18 protein-coding genes are annotated in these 20,557 nt (G+C 38.8%); 8 read left to right on the top strand and 10 right to left on the bottom strand.

Features of this window, described 5'->3' with window-relative positions; genetic code table 11:
• Positions 1 to 76 precede the first annotated feature (76 nt).
• The gene (locus MTF66_RS14765) at positions 77 to 2,143 is read right to left on the bottom strand and encodes a catalase (RefSeq protein ID WP_138622283.1); all 2,067 of its coding nucleotides are present in this window, start codon (positions 2,141 to 2,143) and stop codon (positions 77 to 79) included.
• Positions 2,144 to 3,017: 874 nt separating this feature from the next.
• Between MTF66_RS14765 and MTF66_RS14770 the strand changes: the two genes are divergently transcribed.
• Positions 3,018 to 3,398, top strand: coding sequence for a hypothetical protein (locus MTF66_RS14770; protein ID WP_138622281.1), 381 nt, complete (start codon positions 3,018 to 3,020; stop codon positions 3,396 to 3,398).
• Positions 3,399 to 3,439: 41 nt separating this feature from the next.
• Here MTF66_RS14770 and MTF66_RS14775 read toward each other — a convergent pair whose 3' ends face one another.
• Positions 3,440 to 5,548: a TonB-dependent siderophore receptor gene (locus MTF66_RS14775; RefSeq protein ID WP_138622279.1), complete on the bottom strand. Its 2,109-nt coding sequence runs from the start codon at positions 5,546 to 5,548 to the stop codon at positions 3,440 to 3,442.
• 245 nt (positions 5,549 to 5,793) lie between these two features.
• Between MTF66_RS14775 and MTF66_RS14780 the strand changes: the two genes are divergently transcribed.
• Together MTF66_RS14780 and MTF66_RS14785 are read left to right on the top strand one after the other, a co-directional pair.
• Complete coding sequence (locus MTF66_RS14780) at positions 5,794 to 6,531, top strand: DUF4198 domain-containing protein (RefSeq protein WP_138622277.1); 738 nt, start codon at positions 5,794 to 5,796, stop codon at positions 6,529 to 6,531.
• Between the two features lie 367 nt (positions 6,532 to 6,898).
• Complete coding sequence (locus tag MTF66_RS14785) at positions 6,899 to 8,542, top strand: methyl-accepting chemotaxis protein (RefSeq protein WP_171043261.1); 1,644 nt, start codon at positions 6,899 to 6,901, stop codon at positions 8,540 to 8,542.
• 205 nt (positions 8,543 to 8,747) lie between these two features.
• On the opposite strand, the gene MTF66_RS14790 is transcribed toward MTF66_RS14785, so the two are convergent.
• The 5 genes from MTF66_RS14790 to MTF66_RS14810 all read right to left on the bottom strand — a co-directional run bounded on the left by MTF66_RS14790 (position 8,748) and on the right by MTF66_RS14810 (position 13,568).
• On the bottom strand, positions 8,748 to 9,494 hold the full coding sequence (locus MTF66_RS14790; RefSeq protein WP_138594851.1) for a type II CAAX prenyl endopeptidase Rce1 family protein: 747 nt from the start codon (positions 9,492 to 9,494) through the stop codon (positions 8,748 to 8,750).
• 167 nt (positions 9,495 to 9,661) lie between these two features.
• A complete protein-coding gene (locus MTF66_RS14795; protein WP_010390771.1) occupies positions 9,662 to 9,874 on the bottom strand; it encodes a helix-turn-helix transcriptional regulator in 213 nt (70 codons plus the stop codon).
• A complete protein-coding gene (locus MTF66_RS14800) occupies positions 9,874 to 10,416 on the bottom strand; it encodes a DUF2975 domain-containing protein (RefSeq protein WP_248527579.1) in 543 nt (180 codons plus the stop codon). Before MTF66_RS14800 ends, MTF66_RS14795 begins: the two co-directional genes overlap by 1 nt.
• Positions 10,417 to 10,432: 16 nt before the next feature.
• Positions 10,433 to 11,287: an alpha/beta hydrolase gene (locus MTF66_RS14805; protein ID WP_138622273.1), complete on the bottom strand. Its 855-nt coding sequence runs from the start codon at positions 11,285 to 11,287 to the stop codon at positions 10,433 to 10,435.
• 1,093 nt (positions 11,288 to 12,380) lie between these two features.
• Positions 12,381 to 13,568, bottom strand: a complete 1,188-nt coding sequence (locus MTF66_RS14810; protein WP_248527580.1) for a hypothetical protein — start codon at positions 13,566 to 13,568, stop codon at positions 12,381 to 12,383.
• 471 nt (positions 13,569 to 14,039) lie between these two features.
• Here MTF66_RS14810 and MTF66_RS14815 point away from each other — a divergent pair, with 471 nt between their 5' ends.
• From MTF66_RS14815 to arsJ, 5 genes are read left to right on the top strand one after another with little or no spacing between them, the layout of a single operon-like run.
• Positions 14,040 to 14,801 carry a metalloregulator ArsR/SmtB family transcription factor gene (locus MTF66_RS14815; RefSeq protein WP_029609889.1) on the top strand — a complete coding sequence of 254 codons (762 nt, stop codon included), beginning with the start codon at positions 14,040 to 14,042 and terminating at the stop codon, positions 14,799 to 14,801.
• 11 nt (positions 14,802 to 14,812) lie between these two features.
• On the top strand, positions 14,813 to 15,835 hold the full coding sequence (gene arsB, locus MTF66_RS14820; RefSeq protein WP_028835005.1) for an ACR3 family arsenite efflux transporter: 1,023 nt from the start codon (positions 14,813 to 14,815) through the stop codon (positions 15,833 to 15,835).
• Between the two features lie 18 nt (positions 15,836 to 15,853).
• On the top strand, positions 15,854 to 16,357 hold the full coding sequence (locus MTF66_RS14825; RefSeq protein ID WP_016898911.1) for a cyclin-dependent kinase inhibitor 3 family protein: 504 nt from the start codon (positions 15,854 to 15,856) through the stop codon (positions 16,355 to 16,357).
• 2 nt (positions 16,358 to 16,359) lie between these two features.
• Positions 16,360 to 17,370: an ArsJ-associated glyceraldehyde-3-phosphate dehydrogenase gene (locus MTF66_RS14830; RefSeq protein WP_016898910.1), complete on the top strand. Its 1,011-nt coding sequence runs from the start codon at positions 16,360 to 16,362 to the stop codon at positions 17,368 to 17,370.
• A 9-nt stretch (positions 17,371 to 17,379) separates the two neighbouring features.
• Positions 17,380 to 18,597 (top strand): organoarsenical effux MFS transporter ArsJ, encoded by a 1,218-nt coding sequence (gene arsJ / locus MTF66_RS14835; protein WP_248527581.1) that lies wholly within the window; start codon positions 17,380 to 17,382, stop codon positions 18,595 to 18,597.
• 50 nt (positions 18,598 to 18,647) lie between these two features.
• Here the strand turns inward: arsJ and MTF66_RS14840 are convergent, their stop codons facing one another.
• Genes MTF66_RS14840 through MTF66_RS14850 form a run of 3 tightly spaced genes read right to left on the bottom strand, consistent with a single transcriptional unit; the run spans position 18,648 to position 19,677 of the window.
• Positions 18,648 to 18,866 carry a GDCCVxC domain-containing (seleno)protein gene (locus MTF66_RS14840; RefSeq protein ID WP_076920327.1) on the bottom strand — a complete coding sequence of 73 codons (219 nt, stop codon included), beginning with the start codon at positions 18,864 to 18,866 and terminating at the stop codon, positions 18,648 to 18,650.
• Positions 18,854 to 19,243 (bottom strand): organomercurial transporter MerC, encoded by a 390-nt coding sequence (merC, locus tag MTF66_RS14845; RefSeq protein WP_036983713.1) that lies wholly within the window; start codon positions 19,241 to 19,243, stop codon positions 18,854 to 18,856. Before merC ends, MTF66_RS14840 begins: the two co-directional genes overlap by 13 nt.
• Positions 19,244 to 19,299: 56 nt before the next feature.
• Positions 19,300 to 19,677, bottom strand: coding sequence for a MerR family transcriptional regulator (locus MTF66_RS14850; protein WP_036983712.1), 378 nt, complete (start codon positions 19,675 to 19,677; stop codon positions 19,300 to 19,302).
• Between the last annotated feature and the right edge of the window lie 880 nt (positions 19,678 to 20,557).

The raw sequence follows: 20,557 nt of genomic DNA on the forward strand, positions 1-20,557 counted from the left end.
AAATTTTTGTAATCCTCAAATCAAACGGTGCCATCAATAACAAGGGCTAGTTCTCACTAGCCCCAATTTATGCGATTTATCGGCTCCAATACCTAAGATTACGAATTTTTGAGACAAACTCACTTGCGGAAATTTTATTTAAATCCAACCAGCCATCATCAAGCTGTCCATTTAAACCCGTAGCCTCGATTAAAGGAGTTGCTTTATCACTAAAGCCGATATACTTCATATGTGCATAAGCATCACTGACAAAATCTTTCGCCTCCGGTATTTCAGCAAACTTTTTAGCGCCTTCATTAGTGGTAAGCAGAACTATTGCGTCGTAAAGCACCGAAGGACCGCCATTAATCACTTGATCGGCCTCAACAATCTCGCCATTACTATTTTTAGCACCACCAACTTGAGCCGCAATAACTTCATGACTTGCACCTTCCTCTTTAAGGCTTTGTGTTAATAAATTAAAGGTTTCTGCATCAAAACCATCACTTACTAATATACCAAGCTTCCTGCCTTTAAATGTATTGGGCGCATTTTTTAAAATACTTAGCGCATCAGATACTGGTAAATCTTGACGGGTATCAAGCGCAGCTTCTGCGGCATCTGGCATAGTTTGTAAACCTAAACCCAATGCAACTTGCTCAGCAAGCTTGTTATCAATGTTTAACAGATGAGAAACCACGCGTTCTCTGATACGTAAATGCTCTACTTTAGATAACTCAAAAATCAAAGCATCTTGAATATGCGTTTGCTCAATGTCAGTTTGACTTAAATAGAATTGGCGCGCTTGGCTATAGTGATCACTAAATGTTTCTGAGCGATAGCGTAATTTACCCCCGTCAGTTTCAGATTCTGAGCTTTTGAATCCGTGTACAGGGCACTCTCGCGGGTTGTTTTCACCCCCGCTGAATGAATTAGGTTCGTAATTAACCCGGCCTTTGGGGTTCTGCATTGCCATGTGGCCATCTTGAAGAAAATGTCTCATCGGGCATTTTGGTGCATTAATAGGAATTTGTGTGAAATTAGGCCCACCTAGGCGTTTGGTTTGTGTATCTAGGTAAGAAAAATTACGGCCTTGCAATAAAGGATCGGGAGTAAAATCAAGCCCAGGCACTATATTTTGAGTACAAAATGCAACCTGTTCGGTTTCTGCGAAGAAGTTGTCTACGACTCGATTGAGTACCATTTTACCAATAACTTTAACTGGTACTTGCTCTTCGGGTATCAGTTTAGTGGCATCAAAAACATCGAACTCGAACTCTTCAGCAAATTTTTGATCAAATACTTGAATGCCCAGCTCCCATTCCGGATAGTCACCATTATTAATTGATTCCCACATATCACGACGATGAAAATCAGGATCAGCGCCATTTAATTTCAATGCCTCATTCCAAACCACTGACTGCATACCGCCTTTAGGTTTCCAGTGGAACTTAACAAATTTTTCTTCACCTTGTGCATTAATAAACTTAAAAGTATGAACGCCAAACCCTTCCATAAACCTTAATGAGCGCGGGATAGCTCTATCTGACATTGCCCACATAACCATGTGCATGGATTCTGGCGACAAACTTACAAAATCCCAAAAATTATCGTGTGCTGTTTGCGCTTGTGGGAAACCACGATCTGGTTCTGCTTTTGCGCTATGTATAAGATCGGGAAACTTCATCGCGTCTTGAATGAAAAAAACTGGGATATTATTACCTACCAGATCCCAATTACCTTCCTGCGTATAAAACTTAACGGCAAAACCTCGCACATCACGTGCTAAATCAGGCGAGCCCTGATTACCCGCCACTGTTGAAAAGCGTGCAAAAACAGGTGTTTTTTCACCTTTACGTTGAAAAATATCAGCAGAAGTCAAATCATCTAAAGCATCATACGTTTCAAAGTAACCATGTGCTCCATACCCTCTTGCGTGAACAACTCGCTCAGGAATTCGCTCGTGATCAAAGTGAAACAACTTTTCTCGTAACACATGATCTTCCAATAGTCCTGGTCCGCGTTGACCTGCTTTTAATGAATTTTGATTGTCACTGATAGGGCAACCTTGTGCGGTTGTCATTACGGGATGGTCTTTATTAGCTTTTTGATGAAGCTCTCCTGCATGTCCTTTATTATTTGCATACTTAAATGACTCTGCCATAACTTTTCTTCCTTAAATAATTTTTTGATTGCTATATTTTTATAGGGTTAAAAAACAATAACCAAGCAAAAAAAAGACCACCTATAAATATTTTTAAAATCAATAATTAAGAAAGAAATGAAAATATTTCACCAATACAAACTATAAAAATTACACAACAAATGTAAGCTTTCCTCAGAGCATCATTTTATTAAATTACTAAGCAATCAGCTTGTTCTGATTTTCATTATTACTGTATTTTTACAATGATAGATTTAGTGAGAACTTTGTCTGTATTGAGGGTTAAGAAAGGTTTGAACGCAAGATGCTACTCAGCTTTTTTCTTGTTTAAAATAGCGTTCTGCTTTTGCACATGTAAGTTTAGATAATGAAAATTTACTCCCTTTATCTGGGCATAGTTTCTTTAAAAGACTTACTGCATAACGCCACAACTTGGCAAAGTAAATAACTCTTATTCCTCAGTAACACCTAGCGCAGATTGATAACTCAAATGATAAAACACCTTAAGTAATAACATCTGTCTCTGCGGATGAGTGATAGATTTGACCTAGTAAATTATTAGATATGACAATATAAAAGATTTTTAAAAAATGATAAAAACATCTTTATTCCTTTAAAAACCTATTTAATTATAATTACTTAGTCAATTACCTAATTCAGTTATTGGCTGCCTTAATATTAAAATATTGATGCTAATATACTTCAAAACTATCTAACCAATTACAATTGTATTTTGATAATTCAGTAAAGAGTCAGGCCAACTTTGTTATCACTGTTGCTGCATTTTTTCGGTGCTGCTTGAGTCGTAAAACGCCTTGCTTAGCCTTTAATATTAAATGCTATTTTCTATTGCAACCAAGGCTACTCACGCATTATGACAACGACTTTTTTAAGTAAGCCACAGCAAGTCGCGCTGCAACAAGCACTGTTTAGCAGTAAGCTGTTAAACAGTAAGATAGTAACAAGTGGTAACCCACCATCACAAAAGCAACAAGCCTATGGGCGTATAGCTGTAATGCTCTATCGCTTTAATTTACAAAAAATCAAATGGCCCTCTTTTTTAAAAACAGCTATAAACACTGCAAGCAATGAGTGCTCGTGGTTAACCCGTGAAATTATCAGATGCCAGCAAAGCTACAAAGCTCAACCTAATGACGCCTTAGTAATTGAACAGAATGCATTTTTCAGTGGTATTTTTAGCGAAGAACTCGCCTACATTGACGCTTTACTTGGAACAGAAGCACAGCCTGAGTAAGGTGATGGGGCAAGCACCTTTAAGCCTGCCCCAAGGGTAAGTTAAAAGTTATATTTTAAGCTCAGTTTATAATTGACTGGCTCACCTGGTTGAGTCCAAATTGCAGAGTAAGAATTTGAGTAATATTCTTTATCCAGTACGTTATTAATGTTCAGTTGTACAATCACATCTTCATTAACGTTGTAAGTTGCGAACAGGTTCACCAGTGTATACGAAGGTAAGTAATACGTAGGGTCTATGGTTTCACCTAAGCGTTCCCCCTCATACTGAACAGCTATACCAACGCTTGCATTTAAATCGATTAAATCATTCAATTCTCTTTTAATACGTGCATTTGCACTGTGTTTAGGAATATTGAGTAAAGGGCTACCTTTTGGTAATTTTACCCACCAATCTGTATTAACCGTTTCGTTTGCTGTTTTTGCATCGGTGTAGGTATAGGCCAAATCAAATGAGGTGCGCTCTGTAATATAACCGTGTAAATCAAACTCAACGCCTTCGCTAGTTACCTCACCTAACGCCGTCGATACGCCTGCTTGCAAATCTGTGGTCAACATATTGCTTTTTTCGGCGCTAAATACAGTAAAGCTACCACTTAGGGTATCGGTGCTAAATTTAACACCCGCTTCAATAGAGGTTGTTGATTCTGGCTCAAATGCATCACCATTTATATCGTAACCACTGTTTGGCCTAAAACCTTCAGAGTAACTGCTGTAATACTGTATATCGTCTGAGTAAGCATACACTAAGCCTACTCGTGGGCTAAATGTACTCTGATTGCTTTTAGACTGACTTTGATTAATATGATTATCTATTTGCTGATCAAACCAATCATAACGACCGCCCACTTGTACTTTCCACTGCTCAGTGACGTCGATTTGATCTTGAATATAAATCCCATAGCTGTGCTGTACTTCAGTGCTGTTAAATAAAAGTGAACCTTCGGGTGCTGTTTGCCCATACACGGGGTTATACATATTAATGGCATAGCGCGTATCTTCAAGCGTAGGGCGATATCTATACCAAAGTTTATCAAAATCAAACTTGCTGGCATCGGCACCTATTAATAAATGATGGGTAAACCCAGCAGCAGTAACACTACCACTTAGCTCGGTGCGGGCTGAAATATTTTTAGTTTGAAAATCACGCTCGTTATGTTGCCGACTTAAAGTTTCGCCGTCAGTAAAATAAACCTGCCTGCTAGGGGCGAGTTCAGCATCACTCGATTCGCTTATAAATTTAGAATCGCTATAGCTAAGCCCATTTAAAAGTGACCATTGCCCTATTTGATGCTCAAAAGTCAGTTGATGAGAAATCGCATCAACCTCTGTTGGTTTATCGCTTGGCTCACCTAAAAACGTTTCAATAGGTAATGCGTCTATCTTCCCGTCTAGGGCAACAATGCCACGGTCAAACGTCACACTCTGATCAACATACTCTAGTTCATAATTTAATTTTGTTGTGTCGGATATTAACCAAAGAATTGAAGGTGTGATCACCGTTTTTTTATTTTCGTGGTAGTCTCTAAAACCCTCACCGTCTTCAATTGCACCATTTACTCTAAAAGCGAGTTCATTGGTAATAGCATTAGTGTAGTCACCTTCAGCGCGATAACTCTGCCAGCTCCCTGCAGATACTTTCAAAGAGCCTTGTTCTTCAAACTGTGGCTTTTTAGTGATGATATTAATAGTACCGCCAGGCTCAGAGCGACCATAAAGAGCAGAGCCAGGCCCTTTCATCACTTCTACATAATCAATATTACTGGTATCGCGGGTACCGCTAAAACTTCGACCCGATGAAAAACCATTAATTAAAAAGCCTGAAGGAATATTCTCATCGCCTACTAAGCCACGTATTGCAAAGCTTTCCCACAATCCACCAAAATCATTTTGTTCAGAAATACTCGGCGTTAGATCAAATATATCGGTGAGTGTAGTCACTCCTGCGTCATCGAGGCTTTCTGCTGATATAAACTCAATACTTTGTGGTTGCTCGCTTAAGGGCACATCGCCACGAAAAGCTTGTCTAACACCCGTAACCGCTATTTTCTCTATGTTAGCTGACGCTGAAGCTGCGTATACAGAAGGCGCTAAAATGGTACTTATAGCAATTGATATGGCAGATATTTGGTATCGATTTATTAAGTTCATTCTATCTCTTAGATATCATGCAAGCTTAATCGGTTAAGTTTTTACTAAAATTTTTTAGTAAGGCCGATTAAATAAACATGAAATACAAATGGTAATTATTGTTATTTGCAATAATATTGCAAATAGAATAAAAAGAGCTACCCTACAGCAACAAATTTTACAAAGTTATTAGAGGCTGTTTTTTCTTTTTGAATTAAACGTATTCAACATCGAAAAATAAATACCTCCTAAAATTTAGAGAAAAAATGAAAATATTACCTTTCGCCTGCATGGCATTAGTCACTTCAATATCAAGCGTATACAGCGAACAAACACAGGCTCATGCAATATGGTTTGCAGAGCGCTCATCACAGTTAGCCTTTATATATGGCGAAGGCGCACAAGATTTAGATACCGTAAAACGACAAAATAAAATTAAAAGCATTACTGGCTATAACAAAAACTGGCAACAACAAAACGTAAAGCTTGTTGAGTCAGGGCCTATGATGCTGCTAAATGATAAAACCGTTTATGCGGTTACTGGCATGCTCGATAATGGGTTGTGGAGTAAAACAAAGGAAGGTGAATGGTTTGCTAAAGGTCGAGATGCAATCCCCAGTGCACTATTAAGCGAACATACTAAAAAGTACGCAGTACATTTACGTGGCCCGCTTGCCCAAATACCTGCGCTTAAAAATCAGCAATTGCAAATTCTTCCTGTAGGCGAAGAATTTTCAGATCAAAAAGGAGCTATGGTTAGTTACCGCATAACTTTCAATAGTAAAGCTGTTCAAGGTGCTAAAGTAATCAATGATTTAGTAAACGATCCAGATCAAGAAGCAATAGTTAGTAATGATGACGGCTTGGTCACATTGCCATTGCGTAACCAAGGCTTAAACGTAATAGCCGCAATCTACGACGAAAAAAGCACGAATTTAAATGTATTTGATAAAACCGAGCATTTAGCCACACTCTCATTTGTTTTACCCCATGCGGCAGAGTAAACGTTAAATACAGTCAAGTCAGCTCAATTCCTTACTCGCTGGCTGACTTTTCATTCTCAATTATCACTGTTTAGCCCTAAGCGGTGATAATTTAAAAAGTAGTCTTGAAAACCTAACTATTTAATAAAAAAACAACCCAAAAAATCACACTTTAATTTATAAAATATTAATCATTAAAGTCGGGGAATTATAATAAATAAAGTTCATAACTCTCTCGCCTATCAAAAATAACACAATTAACCTGATTAAAAACCAACCTTTATTTATTAAATTTTTGTTCTACAGTTTATTAATTAGTAGTGCTACAACGAACCTGTTATTTTTCAAAGATACAAGTCGATAAATGGACTGCCAAAAGGAATTTAAAATGATCTCAAATTTAAATCAAATTGGTTTCACTTCAATTAAAGCAAAATTATTAGCGAGTTTTAGCCTAATAATCATCATGCTAATTGTTACTGCTGGGATTGGTATATATAACCTTTCCATAATGAATGATCAGATGAGTAAAATAATTAATGTTTCAGCTGAAAAAGTAAAACTGGCAGCTAGAGTCAATCAAGGCGCTTTAGCTGTATCTCGAGCTGAAAAAAATATAATTTTGGCAGACTCAAAAGCAGCCATGGATGAATACGCCGACTTCATAGCTCAAACGCGAGATGAAATGCTAGAGCGACGTGCAACTCTTCGCAATTTAGTCAATGACAACGGCAAACGTTTACTCGATGAATTTGCCGCGACATGGGATGAATATATTGAGGTAAATCTTCAAATTCGTGATCTAGCAAGAGCTGATTTAAACGACAAAGCAATAGCCCTATCTAAAAATGAAGGCAGGAGGCTAAACGATTTAGCCATTTCTCAAATGGCTAATTTAGTAAATGCAATCGAACAAGATATGGCAAATGACGAGTTAGAAGCTCAAGCACGGCACTCCTCTGCATATAGCTTAATGCTTGTCATTACCCTTGTAGGCTTAATCGCAGGTATTGTTATTGCCATTTTTATCTCTTCGAGAATTACCGGCGCACTTAATCGCCTTTCACATAGAATGAACGATATTGCCGATGGCGAAGGTGATTTAACCGTAACAGTCGACGATTCATCAAAAGATGAAACCGGCGACGTTGCCCGCGCATTTAATAAATTTGTTGCTAAAATTCGCACCACAATAACCTCAGTGGCATCTGAAACCACTCAGGTTGCATCAACTTCCGAAGAGCTTTCAATAGTTAGTAACACCACAAGTGCAGCAGTTAAAAAGCTGCATGATGAAACGCAACAAGTTGCCACCGCTATGACGCAAATGAATGCAACAATTCAAGACGTTGCAAATAGCGCAGAAAATGCAGCAAGTTCAGCAAGTGATTCAAATAATAATGCTAAAGCCGGTGAAAGCATGGTGAGCGAAACAGTTCACGCGGTTGATAACCTTACTAAAGAAATTAATCAATCCGCCTCTGCAATTGAAAAGCTACAAGCCGACAGCGAAAATATAAGTACCATATTAGATGTTATTAAAGGCGTATCTGAACAAACAAACTTATTGGCATTAAATGCCGCCATTGAAGCCGCAAGAGCGGGTGAGCAAGGCCGAGGTTTTGCAGTAGTTGCTGATGAAGTAAGAACCTTAGCACAACGAACTAAAGAGTCGGCCACCAACATAGAACAAATGATCGATAAGTTTCAATCCGGAATATTAACCGCCATTGAGGTAATGACCAAAAGCCAACAACAAACAGACTTAGTTGTTGAAAAAGTGAGTAAAACAGGTGAAACCCTGCGAACAATCAATGACTACAGCAGCGCAATTAATGATATGAACGCGCAAATAGCCTCAGCCGCTGAACAACAAGCCGTGGTCGCAGATGAGATCAGCCGCAACGTTGTTAATATTAAACAAGTGACAGAGCAATCATCAGCTGCAACTGAGCAAACATCAACAGCAAGTAACGAAATGGCAATACTAGGGAATAACTTATTAAAACTGGTACAACAGTTTAAAGTGTAAGTGCTGGGCTTCTCATGCTTTCAAGCTGAGTAGTGTTCGAAAGCTAATTTAGCAGTACAAACCACTAAAAGCATAGGTAATAAAAGGAGCTCAAATTGCAGGCATGAATGACTTGTGGTCACCTGCAAACGAGCCCTTTTGGCTGCTGCCGGTGAGGAGGTAAAAACTTACACAAGATTTTACCTCTCTTAAATTAAACTTTTAATTAGATTAGCTGCCCAACAAAGTTAACACTATTATGGGCTAAAATAGGAAACACCAAACTCCCTGTGCGCTCTCTTAGCCAAAGTAAAATAAAGCCGTAGCAGCCTGTTAATAAAATAGCGGGGAAAGAAAAGTGCCACTCTCCACCATTAAACATAACTCCATGAACTAGTCCAAATAACACCACTAAGAGCAACCCTGCAATGTTAATTGACGCACCACCTAAATTATAGCGTTCAGATATGATTGCCAAAGATATACAAAATAAAAGAATCCCTCTAAACATTGGCTCCTCATCAAAGCCTGGCATTGTTGCCTGATAAAGTAAGGTTTCTAAATCGTAATTAGGTTCACCACTCCAAAATAGTGATACAACTATCTGTAAAATGATAAACAAGCACATAACTGTAAAAGCGGGTTTTATAGAGTTTTCATTTTGCCTAAAAGTAAAACCAGCATCCGCAATACGAAAGTTAGCTTTAAATTTAACTAAAGCCAATAGTACGACTAACCAAAGGATTATTGCCGCTACTTTTCCAGACCAATTCCACGACATATCAGGAAAAAGCATATCCAAGGGGATAACCTTTCCACCTTTAAACAAAGCAAAAAAGTAGCAAACTAAAATACCTAACGAAATCAAAGACCACATTAGATTTAAATCAACTTTTTTAAGTGCTTTTAATATCAAAACTAAAACTAATATAACGCCGACATTTGCAAATAAACCTATAAATAGATCTTCCATGAATACCTCTTTTATTAAAGGCTATTTCTAGCACTTATTTTATTATTGTTTTAAGTAGTAACTAATACTAATCCTAAATTAGGTACTGTTAAACAATTAGTTATAGAAGAGGAGAGTGAGACGGGGTCAAACCCTAAAGGGAGCATTTTTACTAGTCAGTATGCGACTTAGTCAATATCAACTTCAAAGCGTAAAATATCACCAGGTTGGCAATCTAAGTATTTGCAAATAGCGTCAAGCGTTGTAAATCGTACAGCCTTTGCACGGCCCGATTTTAATACAGATAAATTTTGTGGGGTAATCCCAATTGCTTCGGCAAGCTCTGCCGACTTCATTTTACGCTTTGCGAGCATCACATCTAAATCAATTATTATTGCCATTAAATTACTAACTCTTGCTCTTGTTGCAGCTGTTGCGCCTGTTTCATTATCCATGCAATAACATAAATAATAAGACCAACTATAAAGCCTATGATATCGGTGTCTTGAATCACTACAGCTCGTTTAAGCTCACTACCTGAGAACATATTGAGCAGTGTTACCAACAACGCGGGATAAAAAGCCACAAATATAAATTGCAGTAATAATAAGCCACCAAGCCATTTAAAGCATTGAATATTCTTTAAGTTAAAAAACAATCCTTTACGGTAAAGCATAAACAAGCGAATTAAAATCAGATTTACAATAATGTATGGCAACATTTGCGGTAACGCTAACCACGTCATTGCATTAAAACTGTTTGCCGTTAATGTGCTTGCAGTACTTTTCCAAGAACCGCTAACTTCAAGCCCTATCCACAAGTGAGTACCGTTAGCTTGAGTAAAGTTTAAAACATCACTGCCATTAAGTAACAATACAACGGCGGTAATTAATAAAGTAGTTAGGGTCAAAAAAAGTAACGCTAATATTACGTTACTCATCATTACTATTCTTTTCATTTTAAGATTTATTTTCCTTTAACTGCATTACTAATCGCTGATAATGTAGCTGTAACTTATCACCAGTCAATGCATTACCATGGTGCTTACCCTTTACAATATATAATTGCTTTTGCTTTGAAAGTGCATGTTGGTATAAAGTTTCAGCTAAAGCAGGAGGTGTTTGAGTATCATCTTCTCCGGTAATTATTAAAAGCGGAGCAGTAAATGATTCCACTACCTTTAAATTATCAACCCTAGCTAGCTCATCACTAAAATTAACCTCTACAAATGGCTTTACAAACCAAGGCATACGTTGCGATGTCATTTGCTTTACATTGGTAATACTTCCTTCAAGTACGAGCGCATCCGCAGGCCGCTCACTTGCAACATACCCTGCAATCATGCTGCCTAAAGAGTGTCCATGTAAAATAGTCGGAGTGCTTTTTAAATCTGTACGGGTTGCAACATAATCATAAACTGACAATGCATCACGCTTTAAGTTTTCAATTGTCGGCGTGCCCTCACTATTACCGTAACCTCGATGATCAACCATTAAAATATTTACATTCATTGGCAGTATTTGTTGTGCAGGTTTACCTCCAGCAACGCTTACACGAAATTGATTACCACCGAAATAAATAACCGTTGCTTGCGCATCATCAACCTTTATCAAGGTGCCACTCAACGTCACATCGTCAAACCCATTTATAGTTATATCTTCTGTTGTAGCTGTTTGCTCAATTTTACGCAGCTTTGTAATCTGTACTTTTTGATCTGGGTTCAGAAAATTTGACTCTTCAATCGAAATTGTTGTGCATGCAGTTTGCAGCACAACTAACACTATAGTAGCAAGAGTAAGTAACTCGCGTTTCATTTTAAGTTCCTTCTATTAAAAAATCACTATGACACTCAAAAACTAAAAAAACAATTAAAATTACCGTAAAACGATAACTTATTATTGCTTTATAATATTTAAATGTATTTTCAGCATTACTTTCTATTATAAGATCGGGCTAAATTACAACGATGTCTAACTCAATATTGTGTCGCAATATAAGAATAAGTTCGCGAATAGCGAGGGCACAGCAGCCCCGTTTTAGCTGTCGTCACCTCAACGACAAAAATTGAGTAAGGTTTCTAATTTCTAAAGATGCGAGACGCATTCACATTATCTGTAATAGCAATCTCAAACATCTATTAGAGCATGCGCCCGCGTGCCAGCAAGCTAAACGCCCACAATAAATAACACATACTCTTGGTTTGTGAACGAGTAAGTATATTTGTGATTCGCTGGGTTTAGTTTCACTCAATCCAACCTACGCTTATACGATTAACATTAATCACCACACACAAAAAAGCCGTTGCATTGCTGCAACGGCTTTTATAATTTCGATAATTCCCACTCTACAGTGGAACTTACTACCAATTAAAGTTCAATGTAGATCATGAATAGAGTTTGCAACTAGCAGGTCTTGTAACTCAATTACTTAGGTTGGACGTTTTTTAAATAAAGTTTGCAACTCCCTACTCAATCTAACAAGTCTCGGTGTGTACGATTTAAAATAAAGTTTGCAACCAGATTAATTCATTTCTAATCGGGCAATATTTAGAAATGTTTACTAACTCTACCAAACACACCGAGCGTCGTAGGAGGTCTGTATGCTCATCCAAAACTTGAGGGGGGAACAAAACGCTTTCGACAACTGATAAAGAAAGCGGTCCACCAACATAAAAAGTAACTAAGTTATGTATTTGGAGTTTGGGAATAGACAACTAACCTTGCGTATTATTTGAATAAGTCTTAACTTTATCTGTCAGGTTTTATTGTTAGGGCTTAATCAAATCTGACAGTCGCATAAGTGCCAACAGCGGACGGACGTAACGCCGCATTATGATGTGAGCGGCGCTTGCCTATACTTTGAGCGAAGCGAAAACGGCAAGCGTTGTGAATCACTCTTAAATGCTTGTTAGGTTTGTTTTTCTCTCCGATGTTTCAAGCCGAGCCTTACTGTATCAAGAGCATCTCGCATCGACTTATTTTGATATGATTCCTCTGATGAATCATACATTAAGCAAAAATCAGTAAAGCCGCCATTTATGATCTGAATTTCCACATCATACTCCCCTAAACAGTCAGGAATTTCAGTCATGTAAGGGTCGAATACTCGTACTAACTTTCCTGCTTTAGAGGCCCAAGCACCAAGAATATCATTGATGTGATCATCTCCAAAACTATACCCAATAACAGTTAGCTCATTGATTTTGTTCAAGCTTTGCTTGAAGTAATCAAGTAATGTAGCTGGTGCGATTTGTGACATCTCATCTTTAAATTTGTTACCACCAGAAAGCAAAGATCTTCGTAGAAACTGTATTTCCCCAGTATCGTCTTCAACTGTTAACTCATTTGTCACTCTGTACTGATCACGGTGGCAAATCAGTGCATTGGTTTTCTCTATAGATACAATTGAATCAATATGACCACCAACATATTGACCCAAAGCCTTAGCTTTAATGAAGTAGTCCATGTCTTCAATCGCAAATATATCCAGTGAGCCATGCAATTTTACAAGATTAAACCCAAGAGTATTTCCTTTAAAAAAGTTTAATTCACCTCTTTCCAATTGTTTAGATGATATTGACGAAAATGGTGCTATATTTTCAAAGCCTCTAGAGTCATCATAGAACCCGTCAGAGAATGGGAGCGATAAATATGTACAAACTTCTTCGAATAATACGTCATGGTTTAGCGAATACACAAAAGTCGGTTCTTTCTTAGAAAGATACTCTTTCAGACCATAATAATCTTTTATACGATGAGTTAGCAGCTCTTTGATTAAACTTTGATCCTCTAACAATAATAGTTGAATAGTTTCGATTAATTGAATAATGATGCCATGAACAACTTCCCTTTTATAAATATCACTTCGGGAACTAATATATAGATTTTCTAGGTGCGCAACTATTTGCTCATAGTGCAAATCATGGTTTTCAAATAACGAAATGAACTCGTTTTTCAACTCTAAGTCATTTTTGAAGTTAAAGAGGTTTGTATCTATACGTTTTAAGACAACTCGCCTTAGTACATTAGTAAATTCCCATACTAATGGCATACCTACTTCGTAAGACGCTCCTGCTCCCAAAAATAAAGCTTTCATCAAACCTCCAAACCTAACAGCTTAATCAGAGGATACTTTCCTCATTTTAACGCGAAAACGTCCTTATCTTGTGAACTTACATTAATAACAAACAGTTTAAGTTATTGCCAGCTATAAATATTATGCTTAGGTTTCTGCATCATATAAAAAAGGGGGACGTTTTCTCTTAATATTACTTTGTGAATGGCTATTAACTCTGAATGACCGGTTATCGCTCACAGCCGAACTTCGTAAAAGTGCCACTTTGAGTCGTTCAGTTTAATTCTTTGCTCAACTAATAAAAACTAATTAACAGACGTTTTACCTAATTCATTTAGGTCAGTGGCTTAGCTCTCCAATTAACCAACTGCGGTATTGTACTAGCAGTTATACTTCTAACTAACACTACTCATAACTCATTTTTTCGAAAATATCTGTTGTCACAACAACATAATAAATTTATTATATAATAAATTCATTATGGAGTATTTCATGAAAGTTCTCTTTTTATGCACTGAAAACTCAGCTAGGTCTATCATGGCTGAGGCGTTGCTAAAACATCATGGTAAAGGTGAGTACGAGGTTTATAGTGCTGGTACTGAGCCAAATAGTGTTGATAGTCGTACCTTGTCAGCTATCGAGCACTTTGGGTTACCTACCGATGGATTACACTCAAAACACCTTGATGAAGTTAGCAATATCCATTTCGATTTTGTTATTACCCTGTGTGATAAAGCGGCAAAAGAGTGTGATAGCCGAGTCAATGGTACTAACTGCCTTGCTTGGGATTTCCCTGAGCCTCGTTCTCGTAGAGATGCCAACCCGTTTGAAAAAACGCTACAAGAGCTAAATGAACGGATCAAAATGTTTTTGCTGATACAAGAAAAGCAAATGCCAGCGCCAATAACGCCAACTACTTTTTACAAAGCTCTGGCTGATGATATTCGCTTGAAAACGCTTTTAATCATTGCGGTTGAGGGTGAAGCGTGTGTCTGTGAGTTGATGACTGCATTAGATGAAGAGAGCCAGCCCAAAGTGTCCCGTCACCTAGCACAGCTTCGAAAAACAGGCATTTTATCTGACAGAAAGCATCAGCAATGGGTGTTTTATTCGATCAATCCAACATTGCCAGCGTGGATGAAGCAAACCATCACCTCAACGGTAGTGAATGAGCCTATTTTTATCGAACAAGAGCTAGCCAGATTAAACTCGATGGGTGACCGTCCTACGCGTGTGGCAAGCTGCTGTAATTAAGGAATGTAACTATGGGGATTTTTGAACGTTATTTATCTGTTTGGGTGGCGATATCAATTGCTGCTGGTGTGGCGCTGGGGATTGTTTACCCACCTCTTTTTGAAGCTATTGCAAAGCTTGAAGTTGCCCATGTAAATGTAGTTGTTGCTGTTTTCATTTGGGTAATGATCTACCCAATGATGGTGCAAGTGGATTTTTCAACCATTAAGGAAGTAGGGAAGAATCCGCAAGGCTTGGTATTAACTTTGGTGGTCAACTGGCTTATTAAACCATTTTCAATGGCTGCTTTAGGTTGGTTGTTCTTCGAAGGCTTATTTGCCGATTTTGTATCACCAGAAACAGCGCAAGAATACATCGCTGGTATGATTTTACTGGGGGTTGCACCTTGTACGGCAATGGTGTTTGTCTGGTCGCAATTAACCAAAGGTGATGCGAACTATACCTTAGTTCAGGTGTCGGTGAACGACATCATCATGATTTTTGCATTCGCTCCCATTGCGGGGTTATTGCTTGGTGTAACAGACATTCATGTACCTTGGGGCACCTTGTTTATCTCGGTGATTTTGTATGTATTGCTCCCTTTAATCGCGGGAATCCTGACTAGAAAACACTTAAACAGCTCAGGTCGCGATGAAGCAGCTATCACAAGTTTGCTAGAGAAGTTAAAACCGTTTTCTGTTATCGGTTTACTGGCAACAGTCGTTTTGCTGTTTGGCTTTCAAGCTAACACCATTATTGAGCAACCACTTAATATCTTGCTAATCGCCATTCCGCTTATCCTGCAAACCTATGGCATTTTCATTATTGCCTATTTTATCGCGGTCAGACTCAAGCTTAAGCACAACATTGCTGCACCTTCTTGTTTGATTGGTACATCTAACTTCTTTGAATTGGCAGTGGCAGTAGCTATTTCCCTTTTCGGCTTACATTCAGGCGCTGCATTGGCGACCGTGGTTGGGGTTCTGGTTGAAGTTCCAGTTATGTTGTCTCTCGTATCGATTGTGAACAGAACAAAACATTGGTTTAACGAATAAATAATTAAGAGGCTTTTTATGCACACTCATCCATATGACATACTAACACTTGATAATGGCGCAAGCTTTATCTTTACTCCTTGCCCCGGAACAAAAGACGTTGATTTAACAACATCGGTTACACAATTGAAAGATGCTGGAGCACAAGCGATTGTGACGCTGATGTACGATGCAGAAATGAACAAGAATGAAGCCGAAGACCTTCCTCAAGTGTGTGATGCACAAGGTATTAAATGGTTTCAGTTACCTATTTTAGATGACGATGCACCAAATGAAGATTTTGCAGCAGCGTTCAAATCAAACCTTGATGACATGCTATCTATCTTACGCAATCAAGGCACCATTGCCGTGCATTGTAAAGGCGGCTCTGGTCGCACAGGCTTAGTCATTGGACTACTGATGTTTGAACTAGGTTACGACAAGGCAGACATTATTAAACAAGTGCAGAAAATGCGCCCTAAAGCGCTCTCACACCCAGTACAACTTTCTTTTTTCAATGAGTTTCAAATAGTAGGAGCTTAACAATGGCAATTAAAATTGGTATTAATGGTTTTGGCCGCATGGGTCGCTTAACACTTAGAGCTGCTTTTGGTTGGCAAGACATTGAGTTTGTGCAAATCAACGATCCTGCTGGCAATGCAGAAACGCTAGCACATTTATTAAAGTACGATTCTGTGCATGGTACTTGGTCACATGATGTAACCCATGATGACAATAACGTGATAATTGATGGTCAAGCCATTCGTGTAACGCAAAACAAAGCAATTAATGATACGGATTGGTCTGAATGTGATTTGGTCATTGAAGCGTCAGGCAAGATGAAGAAAACTGAGTTGCTACAAGCCTACTTAGACCAAGGAGTAAAAAAAGTCGTTGTAACAGCACCCGTAAAAGAAGAAGGTGTACTTAATGTGGTTATGGGGGTTAACGACCATCTATATGATGTTGAACAGCACTCAATCGTAACGGCAGCGTCTTGCACCACAAACTGCTTAGCACCAGTGGTGAAAGTGTTACTGGATAAAATCGGCATCAAACATGGCTCGATGACGACTATCCACGACATTACCAACACTCAAACGATTCTAGATGCTCCGCATAAAGATTTACGTAGAGCGCGTGCCTGTGGCATGAGCTTAATCCCAACCACTACAGGTTCGGCAACGGCGATTACTCATATTTTCCCAGAGTTGAAAGGTAAGCTGAATGGTCATGCGGTACGTGTGCCTCTTGCGAATGCTTCAATTACTGATTGTGTATTTGAGGTTGAGCGTCCAACAACGGAAGCTGAAATTAACGCTTGGATGAAAGAAGCGGCTGAGGGCGAATTAAAAGGCATTCTTGGTTATGAAGAAAAGCCACTTGTGTCTATCGATTATAAAACCGACCCACGTTCTAGCGTTGTCGATGCATTATCAACAATGGTCGTTAATGGCACTCAGGTGAAGCTGTACACATGGTATGACAACGAGTGGGGTTACGCTAATAGAACGGCTGAACTTGCTCGTAAAGTCGGATCATCAATTAAAGGGTAATGTAACACTATGAAGCGCTTGACATCATTATCAGACGATATTAAGCAATACCTTGTTGTCACAGGTAACTACTGGGCATTTACCTTAACAGATGGCGCACTACGCATGTTGGTAGTGCTTCATTTCCACGCGTTAGGCTATAGTCCGCTTAGTATTGCGATGTTGTTCTTGTTTTATGAAATATTTGGCGTTGTCACTAATTTAGTTGGCGGCTTCTTAGGTGCCCGTTTAGGGCTAAATAAAACCATGAACATTGGCTTAGCCATTCAAACTATCGCCTTGCTGATGTTAGCTGTTCCTGCTGAATGGTTAACAGTTGTGTATGTGATGATTGCACAAGCGCTTTCAGGCATTGCCAAAGACTTAAACAAAATGAGCGCAAAAAGCTCAATTAAGATGTTGGTTGCCGCAGGACAAGAAGGCACCTTGTTTAAATGGGTCGCGGTATTAACAGGCTCTAAGAATGCCCTGAAAGGCGTTGGCTTTTTCTTAGGCGGCTTACTGTTAACCTTGCTTACCTTTAAAGGAGCAATGTTGTTAATGGCAGGTGCTCTGGCTCTTGTTTGGTGTTACAGCCTGTATGCTTTGAAAAGCGACCTTGGTAAAGCCAAGAACAAACCTAAGTTTACAGACATTTTCTCAAAGAGCAGCTCTATTAATATATTGTCGGCTGCACGACTCTTCTTGTTTGGTGCGCGTGACGTCTGGTTTGTAGTTGCACTACCTGTGTTCTTGTCGCAAGCCTTTGAATGGGATCATTGGACGGTTGGCGGTTTCTTAGCGCTTTGGGTGATTGGTTACGGAATTGTGCAATCAATGACACCTAAGCTAATCAACTTCAAAGATAGCGTTTCTCCTGCGACTGAAACTGTAAAATGGGCAAGCTTATTAGCACTGGTGACATTAGGTATTGCCTTATCGTTATACTTTAGCTGGGAAGTTAAAACACTGCTCATTGCTGGTTTAATGGTATTTGGCGTACTGTTTGCCATTAACTCTTCACTGCACAGTTACTTGATTGTTAGCATGGCTGATGCCGATGGCGTTTCGTTAGATGTTGGCTTTTACTACATGGCAAATGCAATGGGGCGTTTAATTGGCACAGTGTTGTCAGGCTGGGTTTTCCAGCTATACGGGTTAGCTGCTTGCTTGGGTATTTCGTTTGCTTTTATTAGTTTAGCGGCACTTATTTCTGCCAAGTTACCAGCCACAGGAAGAACCAAGTAAACAATTTGCATTAAGACTTTCCCCTGACACTAAGCAGTCAGGGGAATGAATTATTTACCAGTGCAACAACTATTCCCCTCTTGAATAGGAGGACACTTTACTGTTCCGTAAGAACAATAAACGCAACAATCTCCCTTTAACGGCTTAAGCAATGTTTTACAGCTTCCGCATTCGTAATACCACTGACAAGCGTTTGTAGGCATAGTCTCAACCTTACTAAACCCGCACTCTGGACAGGTTATCTTTGATTCTAACTCTATACCTTGCATACTGGCTCCTTAACGGGCTTAACCATATCCAACACTGACATGACAACCATCCAAATGATCCCAAAATAAAATAAGTAAGTGCTCCAGTCGTATTGCCACAATGGATAAAGGGTTAACAATACTGCAATTGGGCCAATGACACTTAAAATGCCTCTTACCACATGCTTATGTTGATACCAATTATAGAAATTAACTAATAACGCTAGTGAAGCAAACAAGGGCAATAAGGTGTTAACAGCAATTCCTTCAAAGTGTGATAGGAAACCCAATCCAAGAGCTGATGCTAATGAGCCGAGTGCAGGAAAACACGCTGTGCAGCTTAGCGCGGCTAGCCAAACGCCACCAGAGCCGATTTTATCGAGAATTTTATTAATCATAATTACCTCTATTTTTGAGGTATTTTAAACTCCGTACATGGGTACGGAGTCAATGACTACTTAAGCGAATTGATAATTGGGCAGGTTTTTGGATCTTGATTGGCTTTGCATGAGTCTGTCATATCTTGAATTACTTTTTCCAACCTCTTTAAATCACTGATCTTATCTCGAATCAGTTGCAGCTTTTGTAAGCCCAACGATTCGACTTCAGCGCAATTACTGCTTAAAGACATCAGTGATTCTATCTCTTTTAGGGTAAATCCTAATGCTTTAGCTTTGAGAATAAACTTGAGTTGACTGGCATGAGTTTCGCCATACATTCGATAACCTGATTCTGGTTTTGGTGGCTGTTCTATTAAACCTTGGCGCTCATAAAAGCGGATAGTTTCAACACAGATATCTAAATATTTTGCCAGTTTTCCAATGGTTCTCATAAACACACTCTTTCGAAGAAGAGACATCATTATACAATTAATGCGGGTTGGCTAAACGTTCTTAAGGTGCAATTAATTGCCTAACCTCAATTTTAGGGCATGAACGGGTTCGCTAAGCGTCCGCTTTGTAGAATTAAGTCCAGATATCCAGATAACTCTGACTGTCTCTTATTCGCTCAAAGTCGCCTGTCAGGCTAAGTCTAAACCCGTTCTTTTAAACTGTAAGATCGGATGTGAGCTACTACATATTATTGATTCCGTCAACATATATTCAGTTTCTGCGCTCCTGCGAACTTCTATTTGAATCAGGCCTGCTAATGAATGACTAATCAACGCATCATCAAAGCCGGCCTCAAAAAGTAAGTCATCAATAATGTCCATAGACATATGGTTTTCTCCCAGGTCAAATCTTGTCGTAATGTTTTATACCTTCGTCTATATACTTTCCCATAATATTTTTATTGAAGTTAAGGCTTCATTACAGTACTTAACCGGATTAAGGCTTCATCCTGATCGCGAACAAAGCTTTATCACAGGATTAAATCTTATTAAGGCTTCATCCTGATCGCAAACAAGGCTTCATTACAGGATTTAACCAAATTAAGGCTTCACCCTAATCGTAAACAAGGCTTCATTGCAGTACTTAACCGAATTAAGGCTTCATCCTTATCGTAAACAAGGCTTCATTGCAGTATTTAACCGAATTAAGGCTTCATCCTGATCGCAAACAAGGCTTCATTACAGTATTTAACCGGATTAAGGCTTCATCCTGATCGCGAACAAGGCTTCATTACAGTACTTAACCGGATTAAGGCTTCATCCTGATCGCAAACAAGGCTTCATTACAGGATTTAACCAAATTAAGGCTTCATCCTGATCG

The organism is Pseudoalteromonas sp. 2CM39R, from assembly GCF_023161845.1.

Coding starts and splice junctions, on each gene's coding strand:
- MTF66_RS14775 (WP_138622279.1), bottom strand. CDS start 5,548: ATGAACTTAATAAATCGATACCAAATATCTGCCATATCAATTGCTATA.
- MTF66_RS14780 (WP_138622277.1), top strand. CDS start 5,794: ATGAAAATATTACCTTTCGCCTGCATGGCATTAGTCACTTCAATATCA.
- MTF66_RS14840 (WP_076920327.1), bottom strand. CDS start 18,866: ATGCAAGGTATAGAGTTAGAATCAAAGATAACCTGTCCAGAGTGCGGG.
- MTF66_RS14795 (WP_010390771.1), bottom strand. CDS start 9,874: ATGGCAATAATAATTGATTTAGATGTGATGCTCGCAAAGCGTAAAATG.
- MTF66_RS14785 (WP_171043261.1), top strand. CDS start 6,899: ATGATCTCAAATTTAAATCAAATTGGTTTCACTTCAATTAAAGCAAAA.
- arsB (WP_028835005.1), top strand. CDS start 14,813: ATGGGGATTTTTGAACGTTATTTATCTGTTTGGGTGGCGATATCAATT.
- MTF66_RS14805 (WP_138622273.1), bottom strand. CDS start 11,287: ATGAAACGCGAGTTACTTACTCTTGCTACTATAGTGTTAGTTGTGCTG.
- MTF66_RS14825 (WP_016898911.1), top strand. CDS start 15,854: ATGCACACTCATCCATATGACATACTAACACTTGATAATGGCGCAAGC.
- MTF66_RS14770 (WP_138622281.1), top strand. CDS start 3,018: ATGACAACGACTTTTTTAAGTAAGCCACAGCAAGTCGCGCTGCAACAA.
- arsJ (WP_248527581.1), top strand. CDS start 17,380: ATGAAGCGCTTGACATCATTATCAGACGATATTAAGCAATACCTTGTT.
- MTF66_RS14850 (WP_036983712.1), bottom strand. CDS start 19,677: ATGAGAACCATTGGAAAACTGGCAAAATATTTAGATATCTGTGTTGAA.
- MTF66_RS14765 (WP_138622283.1), bottom strand. CDS start 2,143: ATGGCAGAGTCATTTAAGTATGCAAATAATAAAGGACATGCAGGAGAG.
- merC (WP_036983713.1), bottom strand. CDS start 19,243: ATGATTAATAAAATTCTCGATAAAATCGGCTCTGGTGGCGTTTGGCTA.
- MTF66_RS14815 (WP_029609889.1), top strand. CDS start 14,040: ATGAAAGTTCTCTTTTTATGCACTGAAAACTCAGCTAGGTCTATCATG.
- MTF66_RS14830 (WP_016898910.1), top strand. CDS start 16,360: ATGGCAATTAAAATTGGTATTAATGGTTTTGGCCGCATGGGTCGCTTA.
- MTF66_RS14800 (WP_248527579.1), bottom strand. CDS start 10,416: ATGATGAGTAACGTAATATTAGCGTTACTTTTTTTGACCCTAACTACT.
- MTF66_RS14810 (WP_248527580.1), bottom strand. CDS start 13,568: ATGAAAGCTTTATTTTTGGGAGCAGGAGCGTCTTACGAAGTAGGTATG.
- MTF66_RS14790 (WP_138594851.1), bottom strand. CDS start 9,494: ATGGAAGATCTATTTATAGGTTTATTTGCAAATGTCGGCGTTATATTA.